The sequence below is a fragment of the Limnohabitans sp. Hippo4 genome, assembly GCF_003063605.1.
Taxonomy (GTDB): domain Bacteria; phylum Pseudomonadota; class Gammaproteobacteria; order Burkholderiales; family Burkholderiaceae_C; genus Limnohabitans_A.
This window is the reverse complement of the sequence record NZ_NESE01000001.1, coordinates 607,828-620,603: the sequence shown is the minus strand read 5'-3', so window position 1 is coordinate 620,603 and position 12,776 is coordinate 607,828. Positions and strand designations below refer to the sequence as shown.

The 12,776-nt window shown below is 53.8% G+C and carries 5 protein-coding genes; all 5 read left to right on the top strand.

Features of this window, described 5'->3' with window-relative positions; translation table 11 throughout:
* Window positions 1-17 precede the first annotated feature (17 nt).
* The gene (locus B9Z46_RS02815; RefSeq protein ID WP_108254449.1) at window positions 18-2,606 is read left to right on the top strand and encodes an ATP-binding protein; all 2,589 of its coding nucleotides are present in this window, start codon (window positions 18-20) and stop codon (window positions 2,604-2,606) included.
* A 74-nt stretch (window positions 2,607-2,680) separates the two neighbouring features.
* A complete protein-coding gene (recC, locus tag B9Z46_RS02810) occupies window positions 2,681-6,106 on the top strand; it encodes an exodeoxyribonuclease V subunit gamma (protein ID WP_108254448.1) in 3,426 nt (1,141 codons plus the stop codon).
* A complete protein-coding gene (gene recB / locus B9Z46_RS02805; protein WP_108254447.1) occupies window positions 6,103-9,747 on the top strand; it encodes an exodeoxyribonuclease V subunit beta in 3,645 nt (1,214 codons plus the stop codon). Before recC ends, recB begins: the two co-directional genes overlap by 4 nt.
* Window positions 9,744-11,732, top strand: a complete 1,989-nt coding sequence (recD, locus tag B9Z46_RS02800; protein WP_108254446.1) for an exodeoxyribonuclease V subunit alpha — start codon at window positions 9,744-9,746, stop codon at window positions 11,730-11,732. Before recB ends, recD begins: the two co-directional genes overlap by 4 nt.
* Window positions 11,733-11,760: 28 nt before the next feature.
* The gene (locus B9Z46_RS02795) at window positions 11,761-12,675 is read left to right on the top strand and encodes a 3'-5' exonuclease (protein WP_233245888.1); all 915 of its coding nucleotides are present in this window, start codon (window positions 11,761-11,763) and stop codon (window positions 12,673-12,675) included.
* Window positions 12,676-12,776 lie beyond the last annotated feature (101 nt).

Sequence of the window (12,776 nt, the reverse complement as noted above, 5' to 3'; positions counted from 1 at the left end):
AGGCAAGCACTGAGTTCATGGCAATTGAAGTGGGTCATTCAAAGACATCGGCCGCGCTAGGGGTCTACCGGTTTGGTGCGGCAGTTGCCTTGTTCATTGGGGTCGTGTCTTCAGTGTATTTGTGGCAAGACAGGCAAGATACCTTGGCGCGTGAACAAGCTCGAGGTGAGTTGCTGACACGCATTTTGTTCAATCATGTCAGTCGAACCTTAGAGTCCACCACCACCCTCATCACAGCCGTCAACCAATGGTCAGATGCCGACTTTCGGGATCAAGCCAAACTGCAAACGGCCATCGAAAAATCAAGCTTCATCCGATCTTTGTCGATGCTGTCGGAAAGCGGGCAAGTCTTGGCCAGTTCCGAAGAAGGGGTGGTTCATCACGTGGTGAAGTGGGCCTCTATGGGGCTTGAACGCGATGTCGGCAATGATTTGGCGGCAGGTCGCTGGCAGCCTGCGCGCAACCTTTTTGATTTGAACAATGGTCACGCGGGTCTGCAAGACATTGCCGTCTTACCTCTGGCTTTGCGCACACAACGGCCCAATGGCCAAGTTGTTCGTTGGTTGGTGTTGATCAATCCAAAGGATTTGATCGATGGCTTTGCCGAGTCTGTGGATGCCGATTGCGATGCTGTCTACGTGTTTGATTATGCAGGTCGCATTTTGGCCAGCAGTTCAAAGCGATGGTTTCCCAATGATCAGGTATTTGGCAACATGCCGGCCGTTCAAAGTGTGTCTCGCAATCAAGAGTTTGGGCGTTACCTGCAAACCCAAACGGATGCGAAACAAGATGTTGAAAAATTGGAAGTTCATTTCAGAACTTCAGCCAATTTACCAGTGACGGTGGCTGTTGCCATTTCACGCAGCAGCGTAGAAGCGCAGTGGTGGTTGTCTTCCAAAGGTGTATTGGCGTTGTCGGTCATGATGTTGATCGCCACATATTTGCTCACCAAGCACATTGCCGCCATTTGGGTTCGGCGCGAGCAAGACAGCTTTGCCATGGCGCGTGCCTTGAATGCAGCCGAAACTGCCAATCAGGCCAAGTCCTCATTCTTGGCGCAAATGAGCCATGAAATCAGAACACCGATCAACAGCATGGTGGGCATGACCGAGTTGGCGCTGGGGACACCCTTGAACCCGGAACAAAAGGGTTACTTGGAGATGTCTCGCACGGCATCCAAAAGTTTGCTGCGTCTGATTGACGACATTTTGGATTTCACACGCTTAGGTGCCAATCGGCTGACCTTGGATCGCACGGCCTTTGATTTGCACACGGCCTGTCAGCAGGCCATGAAGGGCTTCGCTTTTCAGGCTGAACAAAAAAAGATAGACCTTTATTTGGTGATCGATCCCGAGGTGCCACAGTGGGTCATGGGAGATCCATTGCGATTGGGCCAAGTCTTGCAAAACTTGTTGGGCAATGCTTTGAAGTTCAGTGACACAGGATGGGTCAAACTTCATGTTCAATTTTTGTCGGAGCTGAACGCGCAAGTCAGATGTTCGTTTGAAGTGACGGACACAGGTATTGGTATTCCGGTCGAAAAAATGCATGTGATTTTTTCACCCTTTAGCCAAGCCGATGCGTCTGTCAATCGCAAATTTGGAGGCAGTGGTTTGGGCCTGTCGATTGCCAAGAACTTGGTCAATTTGATGAAGGGCGAGATCAGTGTTCAAGCGCGAGAAGAGGGCGGCAGTGTGTTCACCTTCACGGCGCAATTTGAGCCGCTGACCCATGCCGACATTGAACACCAAGACACACGTCTGCAGGGTCATGGTTTTGATGCTTTGTCGCACTCGGTGGATGTGGTGTTGATCGAGTCCAATCCGTTTGCCCGAGAAATTTTGAAAACACTGTTGGCATCCCAGCAAATCACACCTCAAGAAATAGTCACCCCTGCGTCACTGCAGACTTGCTTGGAAGCGTGGTTGCAGCAAGGCCTTTCGCGTCAAACATTGTGGGTCATTGATCACAGCATGCTGGCCTTCATTGAGCCTGCCTTCATGTTGGCCCAAGACGCTCAAAAGTGGCGCCAATTGTCCTGGTTGGTGCTGTCGGATTTTGGTTTGAACCATGATGTGCAAAACCTGAGCGCAGTGGCCCGCACCTTGGGCGTCAAAGTGGCCAATTTGTACAAGCCGATAACGGCCCAAGAATTGAACAGAACCCTGATTCAACTGACCCAGCGGGATGAGTTGAGTGATCAACTGACCTCAACTCAAAAGCCTAAAGCGCAACATGCGGGTCATGTCTTGGTTGTGGAAGACACACCCATGAATCAGCAGTTGGCGCAGTGGACTTTGCAAAAGTTGGGGTGCACAGTGGACATTGCCGAGAATGGCGAAGTTGCGCTGCAAAAAATCCGCACATCAGCTTACGATTTGATCTTGATGGACTTGCAAATGCCCGGTATGGATGGTCTCACGGCCACCTACGAAATCCGGCGCATTGAAATCACCGAGGCTTTGCGAATGACGCCCATCGTGGCCATGACTGCCCACGTGTTGGACGAGGACCGCGTTTTGGCCCAAAAGGCAGGCATGCAAGACTTTCTCATCAAGCCAGTGTCTGCGTCTGAATTTCAACGCGTTTTGAAACGTTTTTTATAGGCAAGCTCACGACATGAGCCTGGCCGCAGTCGATAATCCAGACTAGATTCTCAGACACACGCAAGCTTCATTTCATGGCCCACGCACTTCAACCAGGATTCATGGTGTTCCATGGCAACCGCCTGGAAGATCTGCGCGATCTCACGTTAGGCTTGCTGAAAAACAATCCCTTGCCGCCCTTGGTGCCCGAAACTTTGCTGGTGCAAAGCAATGGCATGAAGCACTGGTTAGAAATGGCATTGGCCGACGACAGTGCCATGGGCATTTGTGCGGCCACCCAAACCGAATTGCCCTCCAGCTTCGTTTGGCGAATGTACCGCTTGGTTCTGGGGCCCTCGGTCGTGCCGGTGGCCATGCCTTTTGACAAGCAAGCCTTGGTCTGGCGACTGTGGCGTTTGCTGCCCGAGTTTGCACAAACCCATCAAGTGGCCCCCTTGCTGGCCTATGTCAAAAACGATCCCTTGGGCCGGCAGCGTTATCAATTGGCGCAGCAAGTGGCCGATGTGTTTGACGGCTATCAAAGTTACCGTGCCGATTGGCTAAGCGATTGGGCCGAAGGGCGCTTCGTTTTGCAACACATGGGTGAGCGCAAAGCCTTGGCGGCAGATCAAGTGTGGCAAGCGCAGTTGTGGCAGTTGTTGCAGCAAGATGTGCTGCAAACCCAAGTGCCCGAGCTGGCCTCTCAATGCGTGTCTCGCGCAGAAGTGCACTCGCAGTTCATGCGCAAGGTGCAACTGGCCAGTGCTGTGATGCCAGAAGGTTTGCCGCCACGCATTGTGGTGTTTGGCATCTCCAACTTGCCTTTGCAGGTGGTGGAAGCCTTGGCGGCTTTGGGGCGTTGGTCTCAAGTCGTTTTGATGGTGCAAAACCCTTGCCAAGAATATTGGGGACATGACATGGACCTGATGGCGCAGCAAAATTCTTTGCTGGCTTCGTGGGGTCAACAAGGCCGCGATTATTTGCATGCCCTTGAGCGCTTTGACCAACCCGAAAATGCCTTGAGCTTGATGAGCAAGCAAAGCTATTTTGTGGACCCTGCAGACGTCACTGCGCAGTCTAAGCCCACACGCTTGCAACAAATCCAATCCGACATCCTGACCTTGAATCCGATGCCAGTCACACCAGAAGCGCTGGACGACGATGGCAGCATTCAAATGGTCCAAGCGCACTCAGCCCAGCGCGAAGTGGAAATCTTGCATGACCGGCTTTGGGATTGGTTTGATCACAACCCCACGTGGAAACCCACCGATGTGATGGTGATGGTGCCCGATATGGCCACATTTGCCGCCCACATTCAGGCGGTGTTTGGCCGTTTCCCGCAGCAGCATCCACGGCACATTCCGTTTTCCGTAGCCGACACCACGCCTAGGCAAGTGCCCTTGGTGCAAGCGCTGGAGTTCTTGCTGAACTTGCCAGAGGCCCGCATCACTTTGTCTGAATGGCTCAGTTTGTTTGAGGTGTCAGCGGTGCGCACCAAGTTCAAAATGGACGAAGCCGATGTCCATACCCTGAAAAACTGGTTGCAAGCGGCGGCTGTGCGTTGGGGTTTAGATCTGGCGCATCGCCAAAAGTGGGGCATCCCCACAGACATGCCGCATGCGCAGCAAAACACGTGGGCCTATGGCTTGCAGCGTTTGCTCTTGGGCTATGCCGCAGGTCAAGCTGATGGCAACGCAGCGTGGCAAGGTGTCTTGCCTTTACCGCAAGTGGCTGGCCTGAGTGCGCTAAAGGTGGGGCACCTGGCCAGTTGGCTAGAGGCTGTGGCCATCAGCCTTGAGCAGTTGTGCCATGCGCACACGCCAGCGCAATGGTCAGCGGTGATGCATGATTTGATGGCGCGCTTTTTTGAACCCGACAACGAAGCCGACGAGCGCATGTTGCTCCGCCTCAAACAAGAACTCACGCAATGGCAGTCGCTGTGTGATCAAGCGGGACTGTCAGAGCCTTTGCCACTGACGGTTGTTCGCGAGCATTGGCTTTCGGCTTTGGAATCTGCTGGCCTGCAGCAACGCTTCTTCGGCGGCGGCGTGCAGTTTTCCACCCTGATGCCCATGCGCGCCATTCCCTTTAAAGGCTTGTGCCTGTTGGGCATGAACGATGGTGCCTATCCTCGCCAAAGCACACCACGCGATTTTGATTTGATGACCGATCATTGGCGTGCAGGCGATCGCTCGCGACGCGAAGACGATCGCTATTTATTTTTAGAGGCATTTTTGTCTGCCCGTGAAAAGCTGTACATCAGTTGGCAAGGCCGACGAAGCACTGACAACCAGCTCATGCCGCCTTCGGTGTTGGTGTCGCAATTACGCGATGCCCTCAAGTCACGGTTCAAGCCAGAAACACCAGCCGACCTGCAGCCCTTGCAAGCTTTTTCTGCCCAATATTTCCAGCCCAACACGGAGTTTTTCACGTATGCAGACGATTGGGAAAAAGCGCAAGCTGCGCGTTCCGTTTTGCTCGCTGCAGATCAGCCACCATTGCAGAAAGAAGTGCCAACCCAATCAGTAGCCGATTTACCCGTCATCACAGAATGGCCGCTCAGCGAATGCATGCGCCTTCTCAAACAGCCCGTGGAGGTTTATTGGCGCAGTCGGTTGGGTGTGCAACTGAGGGGCCCCGAAGAGGCGCTGCAAGACGATGAGAATTTTGCACTCTCTGGCTTGGACCGTTACATGGTTGGCCGCTCATTGCTTGAGGCGGACGACATCGCGCAACAACTGGAAGCAGAAACTTTGATGGGGCTGCTGCCCATGGGGGCAGCGGGTCAAGGCGTGTTGAAACAACAGTACGAGGCAGCGCTGCGCGTCAAAGACCGCGCAGCACCTTATTCTGAAAATTACCCCACCGAATTGGCCGCGCAATCCATTGATCTGGTGTTGTCCATGCCTTGGGGCGATGTGCGCATGGGTGCAGAAATGACCAATTTGCGTCAAGGCGACTTGGGTTATTTGCAAATCACCAGCCGACCCGGCGCAGTTGCCACGGGTCAAAAGGACCAACAAACTGCACGTGCAGATGTCCTGATCAATTTGTGGCCCAGCCATGTGTTGATGTGCGCTGCGGGCTACGAGGTGCGCTCTGTTGCTGTGGGTTTGGATGGCGTGGCGGTTTTGCCAAGCTTGGAAGCAGAAAGCGCCAAGCAATTGCTCTCCCAGTGGTTAACGGTTTATCGCCATGCTTGGGTACAGCCCTTGCCTGTGACGTTCAAGGCAGGCTTGGCCTTTGTAACGGAGCAAGCCAAACAGGCGCAAGCCAACAAAGAGGCGAATGCCGACCTTCGCGATGAGCAGATGTTGGCGCAGTCTTTGGGAAAATCTTTAGACAAAGCCAGCAAAGCCTTTGCCGACAACTTTGCAGAAGACACCGACCTAGCACGCTCTTTGTATGTGCAACGTTCGTTTGATCATTTCGATCTTCTGCGCCATGCACTCCCGCAGTGGGCGCCGTTGCTGTATGAAGATTTGATCCGCGTGGCTTGCATGGAGGGGGAGGCGCCATGACTGCTTCGACTACCTTGACCACACACAAACTCGATGTGTTGAAACTGCCCCTTCAAGGCATTCAACTGATTGAAGCCAGTGCAGGTACCGGCAAAACTTGGACGCTGGCAGCCTTGTATGTACGCCTGATCTTGGGCCATGGTTGGCAAGGTCAGGGCTTGATGCCACCGCAAATTCTGGTCATGACCTTCACGGAAGCCGCCACCGCTGAATTGCGCGATCGCATTCGCTCACGCTTGGCGCAAGCAGCGCAGTTTTTCAGAGGCCAGGTGCAAGACGCAGATGATTTTCTGCGCGATTTACAAGCCACGCTAGGCACCGAGCACAAGGCTGCGCATGCCGCGCGTTTAGAAGAGGCAGCGCAGTGGATGGATGAGGCCGCCATCTACACCATCCACAGTTGGTCCAGTCGCATGCTCCGGCAGCACGCCTTCGACAGCCAAAGTTTGTTTGACCAGAAACGCTTGGACGATGCGCCTGCTTTGAAGCTGAAGTTGGTCAAAGATTACTGGCGTGAATTTGTCTATCCATTGGAGGGTCAGCAGCTTGGGGCCCTCAAGGCTTTGGGGGCGACACCCGATGCGCTTTTGAAAAACATTCAATCGCATTGGCAGAAGTTTGAAAAATCGCCGGGTGGTTTTCCCGATGTGTCTCAAGACCCCGATCCTCAAGCTGCCTTGAAAGCGTGGACCCTGTGGCGATCAACGTGCGATGAGTTGGAGTCAACTGCGCGGCAGTTGATGGCCGAGCACATGGCCATCGCTTTGAATCAGTTAAACAATGCACTGGCCAAAGACCTGAAGGGCAACATCTATGTTCCCAAGAAGCATGGCTACTTCATTTCTCACTTGTCGGAATGGGCCTCCGGTGAAGAAGCCGACATCGAAACCCTGAAAAAGTTCACCCTTGAAAAGCTCAATGCCAGCTTGAAAAAAGATGCGTCGCCAATGCTGGATGCGCACGGTGTGTGGTCGGCCATTGGCCAGTGGATGATGCACCTCGAGGCAGAACCCGATGTGGGTGTGGACCTGCTTCAACACGCTGCAGTCAAAGTGGGGCGTGCCTATTTGCAGCAAAAGAAAAACCTGGCCAGTTTTGATTTTTCAGATTTGTTGCAAAGACTTCATGCCGCCTTGCATGCGGATGGCAGTCGTTTGCCCGCCATCATTCGCGCGCAATTTCCAGTGGCCTTGGTTGATGAGTTTCAAGACACTGATCCTTGGCAATACGAATCCTTGTCTTGTATCTACGGCGCCAACTCATCGCCGGAACAAGATCACGCGCAATCACTGACGCCCAGCGCATTCTTGATGATTGGTGATCCAAAGCAAGCCATCTACAGTTTCCGCGGTGCCGACTTGCCAACCTATTTGAAAGCACGTCATGCCGCTGAATCAATTTGGACTTTGACGGAAAATTTCCGTTCCAGCCAAGAAGTGGTCCATGCGGTCAATCATCTCTTTGTTCAAGCACAAGCGCCATTTGGAGAAGTGCCCTTTGAAAAGGTGCAAACGCCTACACCGGCCAAAGCCACAAGCCTGCTCTTTCCAAATGGGCAAAAAGTACCCGCGCTGACGGTGTGGCACTTACACGCAGACAAACCCCTCAGTGGCACCCAGTATGGCGACGCCATTGCGCACATTTGCGCCACCCAAATGGTCAGCTTGCTGAACCAACGCGTTGCGCAACCTGGCCACATGGCCGTGTTGGTACGAGACGGCAATGAGGCCAAAAAAATTCGACAAGCCCTCGCTCAACGCGGTGTTCGCAGCGTCTACTTGTCCGACCGCGACAGTGTTTATGCCACCCGCGAAGCGCTTGACCTCGCTTGCATCTTGGAAGCTGTTTTGCAGGCGCGCAATGCCAAGCTGCTGCGCGCCGCATTGACCACGCGCACTTTGTGTTTAAGCCTGGATGAAATTGAACAGTCGATCAACGACGAGGCCGCATGGGACATCTGGGTCGAGCGCTTCAATGCTTGGCACACCACGTGGCAGCGTCAAGGCTTTTTGCCCATGCTCTACAAAATGGTGCACGAGCAAGACATCGGCAGGCGCATGCAGGCAGAGGGTGACACCGCCGAGCGGCGCTTGACCAACCTCTTGCATTTGGGTGAATTGTTGCAGTCTGCCAGCCTCAGTTTGCAAGGTGAGACAGCGTTGTTGCGGTTTTTAACCGACCAATTGGCCAACCCGCAAGCCCAAGGTGAAGCGGCGCAAATGCGCCTTGAAACCGATGCGCAATTGGTACAGGTCATCACCTTTCACAAGGCCAAAGGCTTGCAGTACCCCTTGGTCTTTTTGCCGTTTGTGTCCAACTTCCGAGAGGACAAAGACGAATCACTCCGAACCCCCGAAGAGCGTCTGCAAGAAGACATTCGCTTGTTGTACGTGGCACTCACCCGGGCCCAGCAAGCCATGTGGATGGGCGTTGCCAAGCGCAAGGACGATTTCAAAGCCAAAGAATCACAAGCGCAAAGTGCCTTGAGCGTTTTGTTGAGGCGTACATCGGTCGATGACTTGCAAGAGAAATTGCAAAACTGGGCTGCCTGCGAAGACATCGACGTGGTGTCTGCGCCTGAGGCCAACGACCTTTTCTATGAGTCACCTCAAATCACGCAAGAAGAAGCGCCAACGCCAGCCAGACAACCGACACGCACCTTGCCCCGCTCGGGATGGACCGCCAGCTTCAGTGCCTTGACCCGTAATTTGTCCGGCAGCCATGCGCTGTCCTTGGGTTCGGACTCTGACTCTGGCTTGGCGCGCGAGGCGCGTTGGTTAGATTCGCAAATCGACAACCCGGTTGCAAAACCCGACGACCTGAATCCTGAAGAAACCACGGCCAACACCATCGCCTCACAGCCTTTGTACAACGCGTTTCCTGCAGGCAGTGCCTACGGCACTTTGCTGCACGACATCTTTGAATGGCAACTCAAAGAGGGTTGGCCATTGTTGCAGGAAGCGCACGCCATTTCTGCAGAAACCAACATCCGCTGGCAGCGCTGGTGGCAAACCCAAGCCGACAGCTTGCAACTCAGCCCCGAGCACCAAACCCTCTGCCTGCAACTCATTCGCCAATGTGCCTCCACGCAATTGGAACAATTGGGGTCAGATCAACATTGTTTCTGTTTGTCTCAACTGAACAGCCTTAACGCATGGCCCGAAATGGGTTTCACATTCAAAACACATGGTGTGTCAACGCAGCACATTGACCAGCTCATCAGCCAAGCGGTGCATCCAGGCCAAGCGCGTCCCAGCTTGCAAGCGCAACAACTGAATGGTTTGTTGACAGGCTTCATGGACATTGTGTTGGAACATCAAGGTCGCTATTACGTGCTCGATTACAAATCGAACAAGCTACCCCTTTACACACAAGACAGCATCGAGGCCAGCATGCTGAGCCATCGCTATGAAGTGCAATACACCTTGTACATCTTGGCCGTTCACCGTCTTTTGAAATCGCGCTTGAAACATTACAACTACCAGCAGCACATTGGCGGCGCGCTGTACCTTTACTTGCGCGGCATCGACCAAGTGGGGCAGGGGGTGTATTTCAACAAACCACCCCTTGCGCTGATTGAAGCCCTCGATGACGCTTTCAAAGCGGTGCCATCTGCAGTTGCCGTGGAGGGTGTCGCATGAGCTTGCAACTTTCCACCCTGCCAATTTTCAATATGCCTCAACCCTTAGCCGCTGCAGCCGGTTCGGCCACTTCAGTCACTTGGCCGTGGACGCCTTTGGATGTGGCCTGGTTGAAATTTTTGAATTCGCATCAAGCCAGCACCGATCCTTTGCATGATGTGCTGGCGCTGTTAGTCAGTTACCAAATGGGTCGCGGCCATGCCTGCTTGGACTTGGAACTATTGTTGCAAGAACCGTCGCATTTGCTTGATTGGTCGGATGCGCAAGTTAAAGCCTTAAAGCAGTTAACCCTGAATTCAAGCGAAGCGCGCGCAGACTTGTTTTCTGAGCCCGTAAACCCATGGGCCGAGGCCGCCAAATCCATGCCATGGGCAATGGGTGATCATTCGCCCATGGTCTTGTCCAAGCAGGTGGACGGTCAGCCTCGACGCGTTTATTTAAGGCGTGCATGGCAAGCAGAGCAAAGCATTCAAGCCGCCATTCAAGCGCGTCTGGCCACTCAGTTCGAAGTACCCCAAGATACTGAAGAAAAACTCAAGGCTTTGTTTGGTGATGAAGCGCAAGCCACAGATTGGCAGCGCGTTGCATGTGCCAAGGCTTTGCGCGCTGGCATCACCCTCATTACGGGAGGGCCTGGCACCGGCAAGACCACCACCGTGGTTCGCCTCTTGGCATTGCTGCAAGGTGCGGGGAAAGATCAACAGCAAACTTTGCGCATTCATTTGGCCGCCCCCACAGGCAAGGCTGCAAGCCGTTTGAGTGCATCGATTCAATCGGCTTTGGCCAGTTTGCCAGAGGGCTGGGCAGAGGGCATTCCTTCCCAAGCGGTCACCTTGCACCAACTGTTGCAATACAACCCAGATGCTGCAGCTAGAAAAGCACCCATCTTGGCCACTGACTTGGTGGTGGTCGATGAAGCGTCCATGATCGACTTGGAACTGATGGCTCGCTTGATGGCATGTGTGCCTGCACATGCACGATTGGTTTTGTTGGGTGACAAAGACCAATTGGCCTCGGTCGAAGCAGGTGCTGTGTGGTCGCAATTGTGCGAAGGTGCAGTGCAGTCGGATGAGCAAACACAAGCGCACAACAACACCGCCTACACATTGACTGAACAAACCGCTGTGCTGCATGTCAGTCGGCGCTTTGATGCTAACAGTGCCATCGGTCAATGGGCCAAGCTGATCAATGAAGGTCAGCACGAATCGCTCAAAGAACAATGGCAGGCATTGCCCATCACCGGTCAATCGCCGTCCGATGAATTGACGGAAATTCAGCGCTGGCCAGACGCATGGCGCGAAAGATCACAGGGCGCATTGCATCCCGAGGTGGTGAATGCTTTGAAGTTGGGCTGGACGCATTGGTTGTCTGAGTTAAAGCCGCTTCTTCAAACAGGCGCAGTGTGCGACAACGCGCAAGCTTTGAAATTGATCAACCGTTTTTCGGAATTTCAGGTGCTGTGTGCTCTGAGACAAGGCGCCTGGGGCGTGCAAGCCTTGAACGATCGCATTGCAGTGGCTTTGGGCCTGAGTGCCAATCGCGACAAGAGTTTTCAGCCAGAGGCCTATAAAGACAACTGGTTCGTTGGCCGACCCATCATGGTCACGCGCAACGACTATCACTTGAACCTCATGAACGGTGATGTAGGTCAATGTTTGCCAACCGCAAACGGATTGCGCGTGGCATTCCCAGATGGCGAAGGTGGCGTGCGTTGGGTTCTGCCTTCGCGCCTGGATGCGGTAGAAACCGTGTGGGCCATGACCGTTCACAAATCACAGGGCTCTGAATACGACCATGTGCTGATGGTGCTGCCTGATCGCGATGCGCCTGTATTGACACGCGAGTTGCTGTACACCGGCGTGACCCGTGCCAAAACCCAGCTCACTTGGTGGGCTCCGAATCCCGCTGTCTTGTTCAACGCTGTGCGCCAACGGGTCACCCGAAGTGGCGGTTTGGCCGATGGCTTGTTTCATCCGGCAAAATAAGACCTTTTACAGATCCAGTGAGTTCGCGATGAATTTTGATGACATGGCCGATCAGCTCTCGGCGCACCCCGACTTCAAAGTCAAGCGACGCTTGGTGCCCATTTTGGATTTTGGCCCTGGTACGGGTGGTCCCACCCAACGCGTGTTGATCTTGGACACCGAGACAACGGGCCTTGATTGGCGAGCAGAAAGCATCATTGAGTTGGCCATGCTGGCTGTGGACGTGGACATGCAAACCGGCAAACCCGTGGGTGAGGTTGAAGTCTATGAAGACTTCGAAGACCCAGGTCGTCCTATTCCCCCCGAGATTGTCAAGCTCACGGGCATCACGGCGCAAGACGTGAAGGGTCAAAGATTGAATGAAGAAAAAATCAAAGACATGGTGGAGCGTGCTGACCTGATCGTGGCGCACAACGCTGGCTTTGATCGCCCCTTCGTTGAAAATCGTCTTGAAGTGTTTGAACACAAGGCTTGGGCCTGTTCGTTCCAAGGCATCGATTGGAAAGCCCAAGGCTTGGGCTCCGCTAAATTAGAGTTTTTGTGCAGCGAGTTGGGTTGGTTCTACGACGCCCACCGTGCTCAGGTGGATTGCCATGCCTTGCTGCGTGTCTTGTCCACCCCTTTGAAATCCGACAAGCCAGAAGGTGCTGTCACGGGTCTCTTGCAACTCTTCGAGTCGTCCCAAAACGCTCGTACGGTGGTCAAAGCCTTTGGTTCTCCTTTTGAAACCAAAGACAAGCTCAAAGCCCGCGGCTACCGCTGGGACGCAGAAGCCAGGGTTTGGTACACCTCTGTGAAATCAGCTGCAGCTTTGGATGCCGAAGCCGAATGGCTTAAAGCTGAGGTTTATGGGGGCAGGGCAGCCCGAATTGGGCTTGAAACGCAAGACGCTCGGGTCCAGTTTTCCAGCCGAAGTGGCAAATCAGGCGACCGCATTCTGTAATTTGAAAGATTTCGAGCGCTCTAAAGCGAAAGTAGGGTGCCAAAGACTGGGATAATCGCAGGCTCGGGAATTTATCCTTTCCATTCCGGAAAATGCACATT

Excerpts from the sequence above, each read along its gene's own strand:
- B9Z46_RS02815 (WP_108254449.1), top strand. The coding sequence starts at position 18 with ATGGCAATTGAAGTGGGTCATTCAAAGACATCGGCCGCGCTAGGGGTC.
- recD (WP_108254446.1), top strand. The coding sequence starts at position 9,744 with ATGAGCTTGCAACTTTCCACCCTGCCAATTTTCAATATGCCTCAACCC.
- recC (WP_108254448.1), top strand. The coding sequence starts at position 2,681 with ATGGCCCACGCACTTCAACCAGGATTCATGGTGTTCCATGGCAACCGC.
- B9Z46_RS02795 (WP_233245888.1), top strand. The coding sequence starts at position 11,761 with ATGAATTTTGATGACATGGCCGATCAGCTCTCGGCGCACCCCGACTTC.
- recB (WP_108254447.1), top strand. The coding sequence starts at position 6,103 with ATGACTGCTTCGACTACCTTGACCACACACAAACTCGATGTGTTGAAA.